Consider the following 20,326-nt stretch of genomic DNA (forward strand, 5'->3'; position numbering starts at 1 on the left):
GTGTGTTAGTTAGCGCTTTTTCAATTCAAGGTACCGTTTATACCAGATATTGATATATGATGATGAAAAGGGGCCTTTATTCTCATTTATCCATTCTACCAATATTTTTACATTTTCCTTTAATATATAATCAATATCGGTAGGATAGTTCATCTGAGCTTTATGCTGTTCATATTCGTCCACATCTAGTAGTCTTTTTTCACCATCTGCAAATACTTTGACATCAAGGTCATAGTCAATATACTTGAGTGCTTCAGGGTCCAAGATATACGGACTTGCTAGATTACAATAGTAGGAGACACCAGTTTCACGTATCATAGCGATAATGTTAAACCAGTATTTTTTATGAAAGTATACTATTGCAGGCTCTCGTGTCACCCAGCGTCGACCATCATTTTCTGTTACTAAAGTATGATCATTAACACCAATGAGGGCATTTTCGGTTGTTTTTAATACCATGGTGTCACGCCAAGTTCGGTGTAAACTACCATCATGTTTGTAACTTTGAATTGTAATAAAGTCGCCTTCTTTAGGTAATCTCATAGCCTACCAACTTTCTACAATTTATACGTCTGTTATAGTTTATCATAATTTTCTGTAAAATACATCGTCTGAGAGTTATTATCTTATAAATATTCTCTTAAAGCACTTTTGATATCTTCGTACTGGTATCCTTTACGCATTAAGGCATTGATTATACGTTGCTTTAATTCATACTGGTCATGTTTTTTTGATAATTTTTGGTATTGTTTATCTAATTCTTTATAAATGAGGTCTTCTTCAAGTTCTTGATCTTTTTCAATTTCAAGGTTTTGAATTACGGTATGCACTATCTGATAATCAAATCCTTTTGTAGTTAAGCTCTGCATCAATTTATCTTTTAATGCTTTTAGTGGAAGTTTGTTTTGATATTTTTTATAGAGTTTTTGGCTTATTTTGGATGCTAAGTCTTGAAAGTTTATAGCTTGAAGTTCAGATTCAATTATTTTACTTTTGATACCTTTTTGCAATAATTTTTGTTTTATCACGTATGGTCCCTTATCGCCAGTATTTAGATTTTGCTGTATGAAAGATTGCACGTAGTTTTTATCGTTTATCCAATTCTCACTTTTTAGATTATCAATAATTTGTGGAATAATTTTAGAATCAATATCATGTTGTTGAAGATATTTAATAACTTCTTTCTCGGTTCTCTGCTTGAAAGAAATATAATAAAGACCTAGATTTTTACCGTATGATAGTTGGGCAAATTTTTTAATATTTTCAAGTTTCTCGGCATTAATTATCATCCCTTTACTTAACATAAAATGAACGATAGTATCTTCTGTTATATATAAATTTTCGGTATTGTCTAGCTCTAGAGTGTAAAGTCTTTTTTTCTTTTCGATTTTGGTTATTTTCATAGTTTTTATTATAGCAAAAATGATAAAATAGTAAAGATGAGTCTTTTTTTAAATGTTATGGATTTATAGTATTTTCTTAGTTAGGGAGTAATGAACTGATGAATGTGGTTTTAAAACAGCGAATTCCTTTAAAAATTAAACGAATGGGAATTAATGGTGAAGGAATAGGTTTTTATAAAAAAACACTAATCTTTGTTCCAGGGGCCCTCAAGGGAGAAGAGGTGTTTTGTCAGATTTCTTCTGTTAGACGTAATTTTGCAGAAGCTAAACTGTTAAAGATAAATAAAAAATCTAAAAATAGGGTAGAACCCCCTTGTTCTATTTATAAAGAATGTGGGGGATGCCAAATAATGCACCTTCAATATGATAAGCAGCTAGAGTTTAAAACGGATGTTATTCGACAGGCTCTAATGAAATTTAAACCAGAGGGATATGAGAATTATGAAATCCGTAAAACGATAGGTATGTCGGAACCTGAACACTATCGTGCTAAATTACAATTTCAAGTGCGTTCGTTTGGAGGGAATGTAAAGGCAGGTTTATATGCACAAGGGACACATCGATTGATTGATATCAAAGATTGTTTAGTGCAAGATAGCCTTACTCAGGAAATGATAAATCGAGTTGCAGAACTTTTAGGAAAATATAAATTGCCTATTTATAATGAACGTAAAATAGCTGGTGTCCGTACTGTTATGATTCGACGAGCACAAGCGAGTGGAGAGGTTCAACTGATCTTTATCACAAGTAAAAGACTTGATTTTGATGATGTTGTTATTGAATTAGTTCGAGAGTTTCCTGAGTTAAAGACAGTTGCTGTAAATATCAACGCTAGTAAAACAAGTGATATCTATGGTCAAATAACAGAAGTTATTTGGGGTCAAGAATCCATCAATGAAGAAGTATTAGATTATGGTTTTTCGTTATCACCACGTGCTTTTTATCAACTTAATCCTAAACAAACACAAATTTTATATAGTGAGGCAGTTAAGGCCTTAGATGTGAAGGAAGATGATGATTTAATTGACGCTTATTGTGGAGTAGGAACGATTGGACTTGCTTTTGCTGGAAAAGTTAAAAGTGTTCGTGGAATGGATATTATCCCTGAGGCTATTCAGGATGCTAAAGAGAACGCACTTTATATGGGTTTTACTAATACACATTACGAAGCTGGAAAGGCAGAGGATATTATCCCTAGGTGGTATAGTGAGGGATTTCGCGCTAATGCGTTAATCGTGGATCCTCCTCGCACAGGTTTAGATGATAAATTGCTAAATACTATACTAAAAATGCCTCCAGAAAAAATGGTTTACGTTTCTTGTAATACATCCACGCTTGCTAGAGACTTAGTAACATTAACAAAAGTATACCATGTCCACTACATCCAATCCGTTGACATGTTTCCACATACAGCAAGGACCGAGGCTGTAGTGAAACTACAACGTAAGGAATAATAAAGTTTTCTAATCAAAAAATAAGAGTATTTTTGGGTATTCTTATTTTTAGATAGTAATGGTGAGATATTAATATAACATAGTCTAAAAACACATGGTTTAAGCTATTTGATACGGAAATTTACCTTAGAAATGGTAAATAGTTCCATTAAGTATATTCATCTTTGCAAATTTGACCTTGCCTTTTAAGTTTCATTGAGTTAAAATAGAAAAAATATTTTTAACAAGATGATAGAACATCGTAAATTAAGGTTTAAAGGAAATGCTTATGATAATAAATTCATTCGATAATAGTAGAAAAGCGATTATTAATCCTGAAGATATTAATTCACCAATAAAAGGTTTTCCAAAGACTGTTATTACCTGTTTCGCGCGGGAGACTTTCAATCGTATTTTAGAAGAATTGCCTCATCGTGAAATTGCTAGAACTAGTGTAGCAAACTTAGAAATTCCCATTTATGAATTAGAATTTAAAGGACAAAAGATTGGCTTTTTCAATGCTTATGTTGGTGCTTCAGCTTGCGTAGCAATCTTGGAAGATATTATAGTATTTGGAATGGAAAGTTTAATTGTTTTTGGAACATGTGGCGTCCTTGATTCGTCAATTGAGGAGACATCCATTATTATTCCAAGAAGTGCTATTAGGGATGAAGGGACATCATTTCATTATTCGGAAGCAAGTTCTGAAATTGCAGTAAACACAAATTCAATTTTTTTACTCTGCGGATAATTTAGATGCAGAAGTATGGGAAGCAAGATCTTTAGGAAATAGCGAGGATTTAGAAAAGAAAGATAAAATTGCTTATATTGCCATGGAGTTTGCTATAGAGACTTTTTAGGGTCTACTGTATGATGTTGAAAGGAAGATAGCAATGTGGAATGTAAAAACTTTTGATAATTTAACTACACATGAGTTGTTTCAAATATATAAATTAAGAGTATCTGTATTTGTGGTTGAACAAGATTGTCCTTATCAAGAGGTTGATGATGAAGATTTGATTTGTTTGCATGGGATGAATTGGGTAGATGGTCAATTGGCAGCTTATTATAGATTGATACCAGAAGATGATAAGGTGCATTTGGGACGTGTGATTGTTAATCCAGACTTTAGAAAAAAGGGATTAGGAAATCAATTAGTGGAATATGCGATTAAATTTAGTGAGGCAAATTACCCTAATAAACCTATTTATGCTCAGGCCCAAGCTTATTTACAAGATTTTTATCAATCTTTCGGATTTCAACCTGTCTCAGATATCTATCTAGAAGATAATATTCCTCATCTTGATATGGTTTTATTATAAATATATGCTATTTAAACTATCAATTAAAAGGTCTCTCAGTATTGCTGAGAGACCTTTTAATTAACAAAAAATTAAAAAATTTAAATTAAAAAATAAAAATAAAATTTATCGCTAATTATTCTATTGCTAATAAATTAATTATGTTGTAATATAGTATGCATACTGATTTTTGTAGGAAATAGGAAAAGTGGATAAACATCACTCAAAAAAGGCTATTTTAAAGTTAACACTTATAACAACTAGTATTTTATTAATGCATAGCAATCAAGTGAATGCAGAGGAGCAAGAATTAAAAAACCAAGAGCAATCACCTGTAATTGCTAATGTTGCTCAACAGCCATCGCCATCGGTAACTACTAATACTGTTGAAAAAACATCTGTAACAGCTGCTTCTGCTAGTAATACAGCGAAAGAAATGGGTGATACATCTGTAAAAAATGACAAAACAGAAGATGAATTATTAGAAGAGTTATCTAAAAACCTTGATACGTCTAATTTGGGGGCTGATCTTGAAGAAGAATATCCCTCTAAACCAGAGACAACCAACAATAAAGAAAGCAATGTAGTAACAAATGCTTCAACTGCAATAGCACAGAAAGTTCCCTCAGCATATGAAGAGGTGAAGCCAGAAAGCAAGTCATCGCTTGCTGTTCTTGATACATCTAAAATAACAAAATTACAAGCCATAACCCAAAGAGGAAAGGGAAATGTAGTAGCTATTATTGATACTGGCTTTGATATTAACCATGATATTTTTCGTTTAGATAGCCCAAAAGATGATAAGCACAGCTTTAAAACTAAGACAGAATTTGAGGAATTAAAAGCAAAACATAATATCACTTATGGGAAATGGGTTAACGATAAGATTGTTTTTGCACATAACTACGCCAACAATACAGAAACGGTGGCTGATATTGCAGCAGCTATGAAAGATGGTTATGGTTCAGAAGCAAAGAATATTTCGCATGGTACACACGTTGCTGGTATTTTTGTAGGTAATAGTAAACGTCCAGCAATCAATGGTCTTCTTTTAGAAGGTGCAGCGCCAAATGCTCAAGTCTTATTAATGCGTATTCCAGATAAAATTGATTCGGACAAATTTGGTGAAGCATATGCTAAAGCAATCACAGACGCTGTTAATCTAGGAGCAAAAACGATTAATATGAGTATTGGAAAAACAGCTGATTCTTTAATTGCTCTCAATGATAAAGTTAAATTAGCACTTAAATTAGCTTCTGAGAAGGGCGTTGCAGTTGTTGTGGCTGCCGGAAATGAAGGCGCATTTGGTATGGATTATAGCAAACCATTATCAACTAATCCTGACTACGGTACGGTTAATAGTCCAGCTATTTCTGAAGATACTTTGAGTGTTGCTAGCTATGAATCACTTAAAACTATCAGTGAGGTCGTTGAAACAACTATTGAAGGTAAGTTAGTTAAGTTGCCGATTGTGACTTCTAAACCTTTTGACAAAGGTAAGGCCTACGATGTGGTTTATGCCAATTATGGTGCAAAAAAAGACTTTGAAGGTAAGGACTTTAAAGGTAAGATTGCATTAATTGAGCGTGGTGGTGGACTTGATTTTATGACTAAAATCACTCATGCTACAAATGCAGGTGTTGTTGGTATCGTTATTTTTAACGATCAAGAAAAACGTGGAAATTTTCTAATTCCTTACCGTGAATTACCTGTGGGGATTATTAGTAAAGTAGATGGCGAGCGTATAAAAAATACTTCAAGTCAGTTAACATTTAACCAGAGTTTTGAAGTAGTTGATAGCCAAGGTGGTAATCGTATGCTGGAACAATCAAGTTGGGGCGTGACAGCTGAAGGAGCAATCAAGCCTGATGTAACAGCTTCTGGCTTTGAAATTTATTCTTCAACCTATAATAATCAATACCAAACAATGTCTGGTACAAGTATGGCTTCACCACATGTTGCAGGATTAATGACAATGCTTCAAAGTCATTTGGCTGAGAAATATAAAGGGATGAATTTAGATTCTAAAAAATTGCTAGAATTGTCTAAAAACATCCTCATGAGCTCAGCAACAGCATTATATAGTGAAGAGGATAAGGCGTTTTATTCACCACGTCAGCAAGGTGCAGGTGTAGTTGATGCTGAAAAAGCTATCCAAGCTCAATATTATATTACTGGAAACGATGGCAAAGCTAAAATTAATCTCAAACGAATGGGAGATAAATTTGATATCACAGTTACAATTCATAAACTTGTAGAAGGTGTCAAAGAATTGTATTATCAAGCTAATGTAGCAACAGAACAAGTAAATAAAGGTAAATTTGCCCTTAAACCACAAGCCTTGCTAGATACTAATTGGCAGAAAGTAATTCTTCGTGATAAAGAAACACAAGTTCGATTTACTATTGATGCTAGTCAATTTAGTCAGAAATTAAAAGAACAGATGGCAAATGGTTATTTCTTAGAAGGTTTTGTACGTTTTAAAGAAGCCAAGGATAGTAATCAGGAGTTAATGAGTATTCCTTTTGTAGGATTTAATGGTGATTTTGCGAACTTACAAGCACTTGAAACACCGATTTATAAGACGCTTTCTAAAGGTAGTTTCTACTATAAACCAAATGATACAACTCATAAAGACCAATTGGAGTACAATGAATCAGCTCCTTTTGAAAGCAACAACTATACTGCCTTGTTAACACAATCAGCGTCTTGGGGCTATGTTGATTATGTCAAAAATGGTGGGGAGTTAGAATTAGCACCGGAGAGTCCAAAAAGAATTATTTTAGGAACTTTTGAGAATAAGGTTGAGGATAAAACAATTCATCTTTTGGAAAGAGATGCAGCGAATAATCCATATTTTGCCATTTCTCCAAATAAAGATGGAAATAGGGACGAAATCACTCCCCAGGCAACTTTCTTAAGAAATGTTAAGGATATTTCTGCTCAAGTTCTAGATCAAAATGGAAATGTTATTTGGCAAAGTAAGGTTTTACCATCTTATCGTAAAAATTTCCATAATAATCCAAAGCAAAGTGATGGTCATTATCGTATGGATGCTCTTCAGTGGAGTGGTTTAGATAAGGATGGCAAAGTTGTAGCAGATGGTTTTTATACTTATCGCTTACGTTACACACCAGTAGCAGAAGGAGCAAATAGTCAGGAGTCAGACTTTAAAGTACAAGTAAGTACTAAGTCACCAAATCTTCCTTCACGAGCTCAGTTTGATGAAACTAATCGAACATTAAGCTTAGCCATGCCTAAGGAAAGTAGTTATGTTCCTACATATCGTTTACAATTAGTTTTATCTCATGTTGTAAAAGATGAAGAATATGGGGATGAGACTTCTTACCATTATTTCCATATAGATCAAGAAGGTAAAGTGACACTTCCTAAAACGGTTAAGATAGGAGAGAGTGAGGTTGCGGTAGACCCTAAGGCCTTGACACTTGTTGTGGAAGATAAAGCTGGTAATTTCGCAACGGTAAAATTGTCTGATCTCTTGAATAAGGCAGTAGTATCAGAGAAAGAAAACGCTATAGTAATTTCTAACAGTTTCAAATATTTTGATAACTTGAAAAAAGAACCTATGTTTATTTCTAAAAAAGAAAAAGTAGTAAACAAGAATCTAGAAGAAATAATATTAGTTAAGCCGCAAACTACAGTTACTACTCAATCATTGTCTAAAGAAATAACTAAATCAGGAAATGAGAAAGTCCTCACTTCTACAAACAATAATAGTAGCAGAGTAGCTAAGATCATATCACCTAAACATAACGGGGATTCTGTTAACCATACCTTACCTAGTACATCAGATAGAGCAACGAATGGTCTATTTGTTGGTACTTTGGCATTGTTATCTAGTTTACTTCTTTATTTGAAACCCAAAAAGACTAAAAATAATAGTAAATAAAACTAAGTAAACTACTCGGCAATATGATGAAAAGTTCAGTTTAACATTATGTTAAGCTGGACTTTTAGGGTATTGACTCTTATTTTTGATTAATTTTATATTGATTAATGACATATAATATTATAATATTATAATATTATAATTACGATTAGTATGTGATACCGTTCACTTTGTAAGCTTTCATAAGATGAACTAGCCTTAAGGAGTTTTGATAGCAATGAAAACGATAAAAGATTGGCAAATAAATATTTGCTTAGCGACCTATAATGGTCAAAAATACCTTCGCCAGCAATTAGATAGCATAATACAACAAGGTTATACTGACTGGATTTGTTTAATAAGGGACGATGGATCTACTGATGATACAGTAGCTATTATTAAAGAATATGTTAATAGAGATTCACGTTTTATATTTATTAATTCTAACGATGACAGAAAGTTAGGAAGTCACCGCAGTTTTTACGAGTTGGTTAACTATAAAAAAGCAGATTTTTATGTTTTCTCAGACCAGGATGATGTTTGGAAAGAAAATCGTTTAGAACGTTACCTTGAAGAAGCAGAGAAATTTAACCAAGAATTACCATTGCTTGTTTATTCGAACTGGACTTCTGTAGATGAAAAATTAACAGTATTAAAAGAACATAATCCAGCAACAGTTATTCAAGAACAAATTGCCTTTAACCAAATAAATGGTATGGTTATCATGATGAATCATGAGTTAGCAAAGCTTTGGGAATATCGTCAAATTGGCGCCCATGATTCTTATGTTGGAACTCTGGCTTACGCCGTTGGAAATGTGGCTTATATTTCTGACAGTACAGTCCTTTGGCGTAGACAAGTAGGGGCAGAGTCGCTAAACAATTACGGGAGACAATATGGGGTGGCTACGTTTTGGCAGATGATAAATACTTCTTTTGATCGTGCTTCGCTTATTTTTGCTCAAGTATCCGATAAAATGTCCCTGGAGCGTAAACTCTTCTTTAGTCGTTTTATAGAATTAAAAAATGCCAATCTAATAAGAAGGATTTATCTTTTATCAAAATTAAAACTCCGTCGGAAATCATTGAAAGAAACAGTTGCTATGACTATCCTACTTTTAACAGGTTACGGTAAACCAAAAGCATAATTTTTTTGGTTGAAGGAAATCAAGTTGAGTTGTAGTTAAAAATATAGAAAATATTTATTTTTCAAAAAGTTGTTGACACTTAACGAAATTAGTGTATAATAATATTAAAGAACAAGGTAGAACCTTGGCTCGCATTAATTTCGGGTTTTGGAAAAGGAGTAGCAATCGCTACTCCTTTTTTGTTTTACACAGGAAAAGTATGAAGGAAAAGCCTTTTTTTCTTATAAAAATTAAGCTTGCTTAATTTTTTAATTTTTATATTCTTTACATTATGATGAAAACACAAGATATAGTGGTGATATATGTTGAAAGACACAAAACTTTGTGTTAGTATACTGTTTAAGCAAATCTTTAATAAAGGTAACCGACAAAAAAGTTTAATGTAACTTAACAAAACAGTGGTTTTGAAGCAAGAGTTAGCTTCTTACCAGAATAAAAAACATCAAGAAGAACATTCCAATAGTTGTGTGATTTTAACAAAAATCCAGTCCTCTTGGGAGGCTTTTTTGGTGCTTAAAACTCGCTTAATTTTAATATTTAGGAGACTAGTTTAATGCAATCATACTATGATCGTTCTCAATCGCCACTTGACTATGCCTTGTCAGAAAAAGCTTTTCCTATGCGTTCTGTTAATTGGAATAAGCTAAACGATGACAAAGACTTAGAGGTATGGAACAGAGTAACTCAAAATTTCTGGTTACCTGAAAAGATCCCAGTTTCTAATGACCTTAATTCTTGGAGAACATTGGATGCTGATTGGCAGCAATTAATTACTCGGACTTTTACTGGTCTAACTTTATTAGATTCTGTGCAGGCTACTGTTGGTGATATTGCTCAGATTAAGCATTCTCAGACAGATCATGAACAAGTTATTTATGCTAACTTTGCCTTTATGGTGGCTATTCATGCGCGATCGTATGGAACGATTTTTTCAACCTTATGCACTAGCCAACAAATTGAGGAAGCACATGAATGGGTGGTGGATACTGAAAGCCTACAAGATCGATCACGTATACTTATTCCTTTTTATACTGGTGATGATCCTTTGAAATCTAAGGTTGCTGCAGCCATGATGCCAGGATTTTTGTTATATGGTGGCTTTTACCTTCCTTTTTACCTTTCAGCCAGAGGAAAATTACCAAATACGTCTGATATTATTCGTTTAATTTTACGAGATAAGGTAATTCATAACTATTACAGTGGCTATAAGTATCAACAGAAAGTTGCTAAATTATCTGTAGAAAAGCAAGCCGAAATGAAGACATTTGTCTTTGACCTCCTTTATCAGTTAATTGATTTAGAAAAAGCCTATCTTTACGAACTATATGATGGTTTTGATTTGGCTGAAGATGCAATCAGGTTTAGCATTTACAATGCTGGTAAATTTTTACAAAATTTAGGATATGATTCTCCATTTACAGAAGAAGAGACTCGTATATCTCCTGAGGTTTTTGCACAACTTTCGGCGCGTGCAGATGAAAATCATGATTTCTTCTCAGGAAACGGCTCTTCATATATTATGGGGATTACAGAAGAAACATTGGATGAAGATTGGGAGTTTTAAATGGATAGTACAGTGAAGGTTGTCTATTTTTCATCGAAATCTAACAATACCCATCGTTTTGTTCAAAAGTTGGCTTGGTCTAACCAGCGTATTCCATCAGATGGTAGCAATATATTGGTTACTGAGGATTATATTTTGATTGTGCCTACTTACGCTGGAGGAGGAGATGATACCAAAGGCGCAGTTCCAAAACAAGTTGTACAGTTTTTAAATGTTCGACAAAATCGGGAACATTGCCAAGGGGTTATTTCTTCTGGAAATACCAATTTTGGTGACACTTATGCCATTGCTGGACCTATTATTGCTCGAAAATTAAATGTTCCTTTGCTTCATCAATTTGAATTACTGGGAACACAAGAAGATGTTACAAGGGTAAAGGAGTTACTTTGCCAATTCACTAGAAAGGATAAATAAGATGACACAATCAGATGCATATCTCTCGTTGAACGCGAAGACACGCTTTAGAGATCGCACAGGTAATTATCATTTTGCTTCGGATAAAGAGGCTGTTGAACAATATATGATAGAACATGTTGAACCTAATACAATGGCGTTCACATCACTAATTGAAAAGCTAGATTATTTGGTTTCTAATAACTACTATGAATCGGACCTTCTAAAACAATATAACCTTGAGTTTATTTGCCAAATTTTTGAGCATGCATACGCTAAGAAATTTGCTTTTCTAAATTTTATGGGGGCTTTAAAATTTTATAATGCTTATGCTCTTAAAACAGAAGACAATCGTTATTATTTGGAACACTATGAAGATCGTGTTGTAATGAATGCTCTGTTTTTAGCTGCTGGTGATGAAAAAGCTGCCTATGACCTAGTAGATGACATGCTAGCAAATCGCTTTCAACCAGCAACACCTACCTTTTTAAATGCAGGGAAAAAACGTCGTGGTGAATATATCTCTTGCTATTTGTTGCGCATTGAAGACAATATGGAATCTATTTCTCGTGCTATTAGTACAAGCCTTCAGTTATCAAAACGAGGTGGTGGGGTAGCACTTTGCTTAACCAACTTACGGGAATTTGGTGCTCCAATAAAAGGTATTAAAAATCAAGCTACTGGTATTGTACCTGTCATGAAATTACTAGAAGATTCGTTTTCTTACGCCAATCAATTAGGACAAAGACAAGGAGCTGGTGCAGTTTACTTACATGCTCATCACCCTGAAGTGTTAACATTTTTAGATACTAAACGTGAGAATGCCGATGAGAAAATTCGAATTAAATCTCTTTCCCTGGGACTTGTTATTCCTGATATTACTTTTGAATTGGCTAAGGCAAATAAAGATATGGCCTTGTTTTCACCGTATGACATTGAGCGAGTATATGGTAAACCAATGTCTGATATCTCTATCACAGAAGAATATGAAACTTTATTAGCCAATGCGGATATTCGTAAAACCTTTATTAGTGCACGAAAACTATTTCAAACGATAGCAGAGCTTCATTTTGAATCTGGTTATCCTTATATCTTATTTGAAGATACTGTAAATGCTAAAAACCCTCACAAAAAAGAGGGACGAATTGTTATGTCTAATTTATGTTCTGAGATTGCACAAGTTAATACAGCCAGTCAATTTTCAGAAGACCTGACTTTCACTAAGGTTGGACATGATGTTTGTTGTAATTTAGGTTCTATTAATATTGCGCGTGCTATGGATCAAGCGGCGGATTTTGAAAAATTAATTGCTAATAGCATTAGAGCCCTTGATCGTATATCTCGAACTTCTGATTTAGATAGTGCTCCATCTATTAAAAAAGGTAATGCAGCTAATCATGCTGTTGGTTTAGGTGCTATGAATTTGCATGGATTTTTGGCGACTAACCATATTTATTACGATTCTCAAGAAGCTATTGATTTTACAGATTGCTTCTTTTACGCTATGGCTTATTATGCCTTTAAAGCTTCTAACCATTTAGCAAAAGAAAAAGGAACCTTTGAAGGCTTCTCGGAATCAAGTTATGCTGATGGCAGTTATTTCTATCAATATACCGAACAAAACTTTGAGCCAAAAACACAGCGTGTTAAAAATCTACTAGCTGAGTATGGCCTGACTCTACCAAGCCAAGAGGACTGGAGAAAGCTTGTGCAAAGTATTAAAGAGATAGGATTAGCTAATGCGCATTTATTAGCTGTTGCTCCGACAGGGTCAATCAGTTATCTTTCTTCTTGTACTCCGAGCCTCCAACCAGTTGTATCACCTGTCGAAGTACGCAAGGAAGGAGCACTGGGGAGGGTTTATGTACCTGCTTATAAGATTGATGCAGATAATTATGTCTACTACAAAAAAGGAGCTTATGAAGTGGGACCTGAGGCGATTATCAATATTGCAGCTGCCGCTCAAAAACACATTGATCAAGCTATTTCGCTAACGCTTTTCATGACAGATCAAGCAACTACGCGAGATTTAAATAAAGCCTATATTCAAGCATTTAAACAAAAATGTGCCTCTATTTATTATGTACGAGTGAGACAGGACATCCTAGAAGGTAGCGAGAGTTATGATGATGATATGCTGGATGATTTCACTTCATCGGACTTAGAAGACTGTCAGTCCTGCATGATTTAACTAAATATACTCGATCAGAAGATTAAGAGAAATATATTGGCTTTTAGAAAGGCTTTATTGTAATGACAAAAAAACATCTTAAAACGCTTGCCTTGGCACTTACTACAGTATCAGTAGTGACATACAGCCAGGAGGTATATGGATTAGAAAGAGAGGAATCGGTCAAACAAGAACAAACCCAGTCAGCTTCAGAAGATGATTGGTTCGAAGAAGATAATGAGAGGAAAACAAATGTTTCTAAAGAGAATTCTACTGTTGATGAAACAGTTAGTGATTTATTTTCTGATGGAAATAGTAATAACTCTAGTTCTAAAACCGAGTCAGTAGTAAATGACCCTAAACAAGTCCTCAAAGCAAAACCAGAGGTTACACAAGAAGCAAGCAATTCTAGTAATAATGCTAGCAAAGTAGAAGTATCAAAACAGGATACAGCTTCAAAAAAGGAAATCATAGAAACATCAACTTGGGAGGCAAAAGATTTCGTAACTAGAGGGGATACTTTAGTAGGTTTTTCAAAATCTGGAATTAATAAGTTATCTCAAACATCACACTTAGTTTTACCAAGTCATGCAGCAGATGGAACTCAATTGACACAAGTAGCTAGCTTTGCTTTTACTCCAGATAAAAAGACGGCCATTGCAGAATATACAAGTAGGCTAGGAGAAAATGGGAAACCGAGTCGTTTAGATATTGATCAGAAGGAAATTATTGATGAGGGAGAAATATTTAATGCTTACCAGTTGACTAAGCTTACTATTCCAAATGGTTATAAGTCTATTGGTCAAGATGCTTTTGTGGACAATAAGAATATTGCTGAGGTTAATCTTCCTGAAAGTCTCGAGACTATTTCAGACTATGCTTTTGCTCACATGTCTTTAAAACAAGTAAAGTTACCAGATAACCTAAAGGTCATTGGAGAATTAGCTTTTTTTGATAACCAGATTGGTGGTAAGCTTTACTTGCCACATCACTTGATAAAATTAGCAGAACGCGCTTTCAAATCTAATCGTATTCAAACAGTTGAGTTTTTGGGAAGTAAGCTTAAGGTTATAGGAGAAGCAAGTTTTCAAGATAATAATCTAAGTAATGTTATGCTTCCGGATGGACTTGAAAAAATAGAATCAGAAGCTTTTACAGGAAATCCAGGAGATGAACATTACAACAATCAGGTCGTATTGCGCACACGGACAGGCCAAAATCCACATCAACTTGCGACTGAGAATACTTACGTCAATCCGGACAAATCATTGTGGCGTGCAACGCCTGATATGGATTATACCAAATGGTTAGAGGAAGATTTTACCTATCAAAAAAATAGTATTACAGGTTTTTCAAATAAAGGCTTACAAAAGGTAAGACGTAATAAAAACTTAGAAATTCCAAAACAACACAATGGTATTACTATTACTGAAATTGGTGATAACGCTTTTCGCAATGTTGATTTTCAAAGTAAAACTTTACGTAAATATGATTTGGAAGAAATAAAGCTCCCCTCAACTATTCGGAAAATAGGTGCTTTTGCTTTTCAATCTAATAACTTGAAATCCTTTGAAGCAAGTGAAGATTTAGAAGAGATTAAAGAGGGAGCCTTTATGAATAATCGTATTGGAACTCTAGACTTGAAAGACAAACTTATCAAAATAGGTGATGCTGCTTTCCATATTAATCATATTTACGCCATTGTTCTTCCAGAATCTGTACAAGAAATAGGACGTTCAGCTTTTCGACAAAATGGTGCACTTCACCTTATGTTTATCGGAAATAAGGTTAAAACAATTGGTGAAATGGCTTTTTTATCCAATAAACTGGAAAGTGTAAATCTCTCTGAGCAAAAACAATTAAAGACAATTGAGGTCCAAGCTTTTTCGGATAATGCCCTTAGTGAAGTAGTCTTACCGCCAAATTTACAGACTATTCGTGAAGAGGCTTTCAAAAGGAATCATTTGAAAGAAGTGAAGGGTTCATCTACATTATCTCAGATTGCTTTTAATGCTTTTGATCAAAATGATGGGGACAAACGCTTTAATAAGAAAGTGGTTGTTAGGACACATAATAATTCTCATATGTTAGCAGATGGTGAGCGTTTTATCATTGATCCAGATAAGCTATCTTCTACAATGGTAGACCTTGAAAAGGTTTTAAAAACACTAGAAGGTTTAGATTACTCTACATTACGTCAGACTACTCAAACTCAGTTTAGAGAAATGACTACTGCAGGTAAAGCGTTGTTATCAAAATCTAACCTCCGACAAGGAGAAAAACAAAAATTCCTTCAAGAAGCACAATTTTTCCTTGATCGCGTTGATTTGGATAAAGCCATAGCTAAAGCTGAGAAGGCTTTAGTGACCAAGAAGGCAACAAAGAATGGTCATTTGCTTGAGAGGAGTATTAACAAAGCGGTATTAGCTTATAATAATAGTGCTATTAAAGAAGCTAATGTTAAGCGCTTGGAAAAAGAGTTAGATTTGCTGACAGATTTAGTCGAGGGAAAAGGACCATTAGCGCAAGCTACAATGGTACAAGGAGTTTATTTATTAAAGACGCCTTTACCATTGCCAGAATATTATATCGGATTGAACGTTTATTTTGACAAGTCTGGAAAATTGATTTATGCACTTGATATGAGTGATACTATTGGCGAGGGACAAAAAGATGCATATGGTAATCCTGTATTAAATGTTGACGAGGATAATGAAGGTTATCATGCCTTGGCAGTTGCCACTTTAGCTGATTATGAAGGTCTTTATATTAAAGATATTTTAAATAGTTCCCTTGATAAGATTAAAGCAATACGTCAGATTCCTTTGGCAAAATATCATAGATTAGGATTTTTCCAAGCTATCCGAAATGCAGCGGCAGAAGCAGACCGATTGATTCCTAAGACACCTAAGGGGTACCTAAATGCAGTCCCAAATTATCGTAAAAAACAAGTGGAGAAAAATTCAAAACCAGTTGATTATAAAACGCCGATTTTTGATAAGGCTTTACCTAATGAAAAGGCAGACGGTGATAGAGTGGCTAAAGGTCATAATATAAATGCGGAGACTAATAATTCTGTAGCTGTAACACCAATAAGGTCCGAGCAGCAATTACATAAGTCACAGTCTGATGTAAATTTACCTCAAACAAGTTCTAAAAATAATTTTATATACGAGATTCTAGGATACGTTAGTTTATGTTTGCTTTTCCTAGTAACTGCTGGGAAAAAAGGAAAACGAGCAAGAAAATAAGGAGAAATTAATATGATTACACAAGAAATGAAAGAGATTATTAATAGTCAGTTAGCAATGGTCGCGACGGTTGATGCTAAAGGTCAACCCAATATTGGCCCAAAACGTTCTATGCGTCTCTGGGATGATAAAACGTTTATTTATAATGAAAATACAGATGGTCAAACTCGTATTAACATTGAAGATAATGGGAAAATTGAAATTGCCTTTGTTGATCGTGAACGCCTTTTAGGTTACAGGTTTGTGGGAACTGCTGAAATTCAAACAGAAGGTACTTATTACGAAGCAGCGAAAAAATGGGCAGAAGGACGCATGGGGGTTCCGAAAGCAGTTGGTATTATTCATGTCGAGCGTATTTTTAATTTACAGTCTGGTGCTAATGCAGGTAAAGAAATCACTTAATATAAAAAAGCCTCAAGAAGGGGCTTTTTTATATTAAGCAATACTAGATTAAGTTTGTTTTCGAGTTATTAGTAATATCTGCGATAGCAAGCCAAATTTCCATTTGATAATCAGTATCTTGTGGATGTTGAGATGAATAAATTTCTAAGTTTGGCGAGTTAGCTGGTTTTAGATTATTCTCTTGAAAAAATCCTTGTATTATTTTTCGCCATGTTTCTTGAAGACTCGATGGCATTGGACCTTTAACAGAAATGACTGCATAGGTAGCGCTTGGGATCCTAATAATTTCTAACCCTTTTGGGGCTTGGACACTTGTCTCTACTTGATAAGTGGCACTGTAATCGAAACGAAAATCAGGTTGTGTTTTACAAATGCCAATGGCTTGCTGGATACCTTCTTGATTTGACTTTACATTTTCTAAAGTTACTCCAGCAAGTATCATTGCTGGCTTTTCAACAATTTGAAATGATAGCATAAAAATCTTTATTCTTTATGATTCCTTAAGTAATTATAGAGTCGTTAAAATAGTTTCTTTTTAGAATAATTGTCTTGTTAGCAATCATAATTTTCTTTTGGAATGATATGGTTCAAAGAAGAAATCTTATGATATAGAGTATTCTCTAAGAGGCACTTATTTTATAGCTTTTTTCTAAAAAAAATCTATTGACTATTTTTGTTTATTTCTCTAAAGATGATGGATTAATCTTTATTCTTTAATAACGCCATGGTGTCTCATAAGGGTACCAACGATTTGCTGAATGAGATGCTAATCTAGAAAATGGATAAACTTCTTTACCCTCTTTTTTCAACATATCTTCTAGATAATCTCTCAGCATACAAACATCTCCAGGATAAGTAACATCAAGACTTAAAAGAGATTCAACTTCACTGATATTAAGTTGCAAGTCTTTAGCAACTTGTTTAATAGGATAATTTAACCTTCTAAAATTTTCTTGTAATTCAAAGGTTGTATCTTTCATTTCTTGAATAGTAAGCATATCATTCTCCTAATAGTTGGTTTAATAATTGGTTGATCTTTCTTTTTGGCTTTTGGGAAAGTATCTCTCTTGCTATGTCTGTTATTTTATATCCAAATTTCCTTAGCTTTATTAAAGGCTGACCAAGCTTTTGGCCATCCAACATAAAAAGCGAGGTGAGTGATAATGTCAGCAATTTCTTCTTTAGTAACTCCGTTTTGTTTGGCAAATTGAAGATGATGCTCTAACTGTTCAAGATTTCCTCCGCTAATTAAGGCAGATATAGTAATAATAGAACGTGTTTTATCTGTTAAATGATCCTCTTTTGCCCAAACCTCACCAAATAAAATATCATCATTATATCTGGCAAATTCAGGTGCAAATTCTTCTAATTGACGACGTCCGGCTGTTTGTTTTTCTTTCATAATGGATTCCTCCTTACTTGAATTTAACCTAGTCTTGAATATTCTTCATCACTAACAGCTTCATAAAACTCACTCTTACCAGCTGTAATCGCAATATGTGCAAATTCAGAATCTTTTTTAGCACCATGCCAATGTCTAACACCTTTATCTGTAACGATAACGTCGCCTGGTTTTAATGATACTGCTTCTTTTCCTTCTTCTTGGTACCAACCTGAACCTTCTGTAACGAGAAGGATTTGATAACCGTCCAAATGAACATGCCAATTATTACGACAGCCTGCTTCAAAGGTTACATTTCCAACTGAAACATTCCCATCTGGAGATTTTGCTAATGCTGCGAGATAGGATTGCCCAATAAAGAATTCACCATATGGATTTTTTTCACCCTTAGGAAAGATAGACTTAGTTGTTTCTTGCATAAGATTTCCTCATTTCGTTGTTGGATCAAAAAGTTCTTGTTCTCTAGGAACAACTTTATTTTGATAATTGTCTATTTTGTGATTTAGACGATTAAGTGCTTCTTGGAGGCCTTGAAGCCTATCTTCAAGATTGTCGCGTTCATCTTTTAAAATTTCTAGCCTAGCTGGGATAGTGGAATCGCCTTTTTCAACCAAATGAATATAATCAATGAGACTTTCAACGGAAACACCTGCGCCTCTAAAATAGCGGACAAATTCTAAAATATCAATATCGTTTTGTGTGAACTCACGAATTCCTGATTCACTCCGATGAATAGGGGGAATAAGATTAATTCTCTCATAATACCTGATGGTATCTGACGTAATGCCAGTCTTTTTACTAACTTCTTTGATATGCATTTTTAACCTCGATATTCAGTCAACAATCACTAAGGATTTGATAGCGTCACGTTTATCCATTGCTTCATAAGCCTTTTGAATATCATCTAATACAAAGGATTTTGTAAAAACTAAGCCTGGGTTAATTTTATGAGTTAGAACAGCATCTAAAAGGACAGACTTATCAAATGTTGTTACAGAAGCAATGCCACCTCTAAGGCCGATATTTTTCCAGAATAAATTATTGGTATTCATGTCTGGATTTTGTGGGATACCAACACGTCCTATGACAGCACCAGGCCTAGCAATTTGGGTAGCTGTATCAACAGACTGCTCTGTACCAACACATTCTAAAACAGCATCGGCACCTGCTTGATTGGTTAAATCTAAAACACGTTTAACGGCTTCGTCACCCCGTTCTTCGACAATATCCGTTGCACCAAAAGTCAATGCTAGTTCCTGCCTATCTTTGTGACGACTCATTGCAATGATACGGTTAGCACCTAACATTTTAGCAGCGATAACACCACAGAGTCCAACAGCACCATCTCCCATGACAACTACCGTGTCACCTTCTTTAACTTCTGCAGTTGCTGCAGCATGATAACCAGTTGCCATTACATCTGATAAGGTGAGCAGAGAGTTAAGAGTCTCATTATCATAATCAGAAGGTTGTCCTGGGATCTTAACCAATGCCCAGTTTGCATTAGTATAACGTAGATATTGACCTTGGTATCCTACATTTTTTGCAGCTTGATGATTTGTACAATTTCCATCAAATCCAGCCTTACAAGACGGACATTGGCCACAGCCATGTGTAAAGGGAACAATAACAAAATCACCTTTTGACACGTCAGTTACTTTAGTACCAACTTCCTCAACGATACCAATAGCCTCATGACCTGCAAAAGAACCACTTTCACGTTTTGAAATACCACGATACCACCACAAGTCTGAACCACAAACACAGGCTCTAACAATTTTGATAACAGCATCTGTCTCTTGTTCAATGACTGGTTTTGGTGTATCAGTTATAACCATTTTGCCAGGTTCAATAAATGTAGCTACTTTCATAACCTTACCTCTTTTCTATAACTTCATTATAACTCTTAGAGTTAACTTCAAGTCAAGAAAAACTTAAAAATTTTGAAAATTAAACATCTGTAAAAATCCG

The 20,326-nt window shown here is 34.4% G+C and carries 17 protein-coding genes and 1 pseudogene; 10 read left to right on the plus strand and 8 right to left on the minus strand.

Annotated features, from left to right (window positions below; translation table 11 throughout):
- Positions 1-9: 9 nt before the first annotated feature.
- Both ntdP and recX read right to left on the minus strand, forming a co-directional pair.
- Complete coding sequence (ntdP, locus tag QOR44_RS02320; protein ID WP_001239184.1) at positions 10-543, minus strand: nucleoside tri-diphosphate phosphatase; 534 nt, start codon at positions 541-543, stop codon at positions 10-12.
- Positions 544-626: 83 nt separating this feature from the next.
- On the minus strand, positions 627-1,403 hold the full coding sequence (recX, locus tag QOR44_RS02325; protein ID WP_000704972.1) for a recombination regulator RecX: 777 nt from the start codon (positions 1,401-1,403) through the stop codon (positions 627-629).
- 98 nt (positions 1,404-1,501) lie between these two features.
- Between recX and rlmD the strand changes: the two genes are divergently transcribed.
- From rlmD to QOR44_RS02375, 10 genes and pseudogenes are all read left to right on the plus strand, one after another.
- On the plus strand, positions 1,502-2,857 hold the full coding sequence (rlmD, locus tag QOR44_RS02330) for a 23S rRNA (uracil(1939)-C(5))-methyltransferase RlmD (protein WP_001103627.1): 1,356 nt from the start codon (positions 1,502-1,504) through the stop codon (positions 2,855-2,857).
- 268 nt (positions 2,858-3,125) lie between these two features.
- Positions 3,126-3,696: pseudogene (locus QOR44_RS02335) on the plus strand (phosphorylase family protein).
- 33 nt (positions 3,697-3,729) lie between these two features.
- The gene (locus QOR44_RS02340; RefSeq protein WP_000267395.1) at positions 3,730-4,158 is read left to right on the plus strand and encodes a GNAT family N-acetyltransferase; all 429 of its coding nucleotides are present in this window, start codon (positions 3,730-3,732) and stop codon (positions 4,156-4,158) included.
- Positions 4,159-4,345: 187 nt separating this feature from the next.
- Positions 4,346-8,047 (plus strand): S8 family serine peptidase, encoded by a 3,702-nt coding sequence (locus tag QOR44_RS02345; RefSeq protein ID WP_000357579.1) that lies wholly within the window; start codon positions 4,346-4,348, stop codon positions 8,045-8,047.
- Between the two features lie 217 nt (positions 8,048-8,264).
- Entirely contained in the window at positions 8,265-9,173 is a 909-nt protein-coding gene (locus QOR44_RS02350) for a glycosyltransferase family 2 protein (protein WP_000848920.1), read from the plus strand.
- Positions 9,174-9,726: 553 nt separating this feature from the next.
- Positions 9,727-10,737 carry a class 1b ribonucleoside-diphosphate reductase subunit beta gene (gene nrdF / locus QOR44_RS02355; protein WP_001192439.1) on the plus strand — a complete coding sequence of 337 codons (1,011 nt, stop codon included), beginning with the start codon at positions 9,727-9,729 and terminating at the stop codon, positions 10,735-10,737.
- Positions 10,738-11,151, plus strand: a complete 414-nt coding sequence (gene nrdI / locus QOR44_RS02360) for a class Ib ribonucleoside-diphosphate reductase assembly flavoprotein NrdI (RefSeq protein ID WP_000378632.1) — start codon at positions 10,738-10,740, stop codon at positions 11,149-11,151.
- Position 11,152: 1 nt separating this feature from the next.
- Positions 11,153-13,321: a class 1b ribonucleoside-diphosphate reductase subunit alpha gene (gene nrdE, locus QOR44_RS02365; RefSeq protein ID WP_000194371.1), complete on the plus strand. Its 2,169-nt coding sequence runs from the start codon at positions 11,153-11,155 to the stop codon at positions 13,319-13,321.
- A gap of 62 nt (positions 13,322-13,383) precedes the next feature.
- Positions 13,384-16,551: a leucine-rich repeat adhesin HupY/LrrG gene (gene hupY / locus QOR44_RS02370; RefSeq protein WP_000162167.1), complete on the plus strand. Its 3,168-nt coding sequence runs from the start codon at positions 13,384-13,386 to the stop codon at positions 16,549-16,551.
- A gap of 12 nt (positions 16,552-16,563) precedes the next feature.
- Positions 16,564-16,953, plus strand: a complete 390-nt coding sequence (locus QOR44_RS02375; RefSeq protein WP_000632623.1) for a pyridoxamine 5'-phosphate oxidase family protein — start codon at positions 16,564-16,566, stop codon at positions 16,951-16,953.
- 43 nt (positions 16,954-16,996) lie between these two features.
- Here QOR44_RS02375 and QOR44_RS02380 read toward each other — a convergent pair whose 3' ends face one another.
- The 6 genes from QOR44_RS02380 to QOR44_RS02405 all read right to left on the minus strand — a co-directional run bounded on the left by QOR44_RS02380 (position 16,997) and on the right by QOR44_RS02405 (position 20,226).
- Positions 16,997-17,428: a GyrI-like domain-containing protein gene (locus QOR44_RS02380; protein ID WP_000948275.1), complete on the minus strand. Its 432-nt coding sequence runs from the start codon at positions 17,426-17,428 to the stop codon at positions 16,997-16,999.
- Between the two features lie 238 nt (positions 17,429-17,666).
- Entirely contained in the window at positions 17,667-17,951 is a 285-nt protein-coding gene (locus QOR44_RS02385; RefSeq protein ID WP_000955820.1) for a DUF2316 family protein, read from the minus strand.
- A gap of 86 nt (positions 17,952-18,037) precedes the next feature.
- On the minus strand, positions 18,038-18,355 hold the full coding sequence (locus QOR44_RS02390; RefSeq protein ID WP_000660666.1) for a carboxymuconolactone decarboxylase family protein: 318 nt from the start codon (positions 18,353-18,355) through the stop codon (positions 18,038-18,040).
- 23 nt (positions 18,356-18,378) lie between these two features.
- Entirely contained in the window at positions 18,379-18,774 is a 396-nt protein-coding gene (locus QOR44_RS02395; protein ID WP_001158467.1) for a cupin domain-containing protein, read from the minus strand.
- A 9-nt stretch (positions 18,775-18,783) separates the two neighbouring features.
- Positions 18,784-19,173 carry a stress response transcriptional regulator NmlR gene (gene nmlR, locus QOR44_RS02400; RefSeq protein WP_000547676.1) on the minus strand — a complete coding sequence of 130 codons (390 nt, stop codon included), beginning with the start codon at positions 19,171-19,173 and terminating at the stop codon, positions 18,784-18,786.
- Positions 19,174-19,188: 15 nt separating this feature from the next.
- Positions 19,189-20,226: a zinc-dependent alcohol dehydrogenase family protein gene (locus QOR44_RS02405; protein ID WP_000861550.1), complete on the minus strand. Its 1,038-nt coding sequence runs from the start codon at positions 20,224-20,226 to the stop codon at positions 19,189-19,191.
- Between the last annotated feature and the right edge of the window lie 100 nt (positions 20,227-20,326).

Source organism: Streptococcus agalactiae (assembly GCF_949788565.1).
GTDB classification, from domain to species: Bacteria; Bacillota; Bacilli; order Lactobacillales; family Streptococcaceae; genus Streptococcus; species Streptococcus agalactiae.

Excerpts from the sequence above, each read along its gene's own strand:
- ntdP (WP_001239184.1), bottom strand. The coding sequence starts at position 543 with ATGAGATTACCTAAAGAAGGCGACTTTATTACAATTCAAAGTTACAAA.
- recX (WP_000704972.1), bottom strand. The coding sequence starts at position 1,403 with ATGAAAATAACCAAAATCGAAAAGAAAAAAAGACTTTACACTCTAGAG.
- rlmD (WP_001103627.1), top strand. The coding sequence starts at position 1,502 with ATGAATGTGGTTTTAAAACAGCGAATTCCTTTAAAAATTAAACGAATG.
- QOR44_RS02340 (WP_000267395.1), top strand. The coding sequence starts at position 3,730 with ATGTGGAATGTAAAAACTTTTGATAATTTAACTACACATGAGTTGTTT.
- QOR44_RS02350 (WP_000848920.1), top strand. The coding sequence starts at position 8,265 with ATGAAAACGATAAAAGATTGGCAAATAAATATTTGCTTAGCGACCTAT.
- nrdF (WP_001192439.1), top strand. The coding sequence starts at position 9,727 with ATGCAATCATACTATGATCGTTCTCAATCGCCACTTGACTATGCCTTG.
- nrdI (WP_000378632.1), top strand. The coding sequence starts at position 10,738 with ATGGATAGTACAGTGAAGGTTGTCTATTTTTCATCGAAATCTAACAAT.
- nrdE (WP_000194371.1), top strand. The coding sequence starts at position 11,153 with ATGACACAATCAGATGCATATCTCTCGTTGAACGCGAAGACACGCTTT.
- hupY (WP_000162167.1), top strand. The coding sequence starts at position 13,384 with ATGACAAAAAAACATCTTAAAACGCTTGCCTTGGCACTTACTACAGTA.
- QOR44_RS02375 (WP_000632623.1), top strand. The coding sequence starts at position 16,564 with ATGATTACACAAGAAATGAAAGAGATTATTAATAGTCAGTTAGCAATG.
- QOR44_RS02380 (WP_000948275.1), bottom strand. The coding sequence starts at position 17,428 with ATGCTATCATTTCAAATTGTTGAAAAGCCAGCAATGATACTTGCTGGA.
- QOR44_RS02385 (WP_000955820.1), bottom strand. The coding sequence starts at position 17,951 with ATGCTTACTATTCAAGAAATGAAAGATACAACCTTTGAATTACAAGAA.
- QOR44_RS02390 (WP_000660666.1), bottom strand. The coding sequence starts at position 18,355 with ATGAAAGAAAAACAAACAGCCGGACGTCGTCAATTAGAAGAATTTGCA.
- QOR44_RS02395 (WP_001158467.1), bottom strand. The coding sequence starts at position 18,774 with ATGCAAGAAACAACTAAGTCTATCTTTCCTAAGGGTGAAAAAAATCCA.
- nmlR (WP_000547676.1), bottom strand. The coding sequence starts at position 19,173 with ATGCATATCAAAGAAGTTAGTAAAAAGACTGGCATTACGTCAGATACC.
- QOR44_RS02405 (WP_000861550.1), bottom strand. The coding sequence starts at position 20,226 with ATGAAAGTAGCTACATTTATTGAACCTGGCAAAATGGTTATAACTGAT.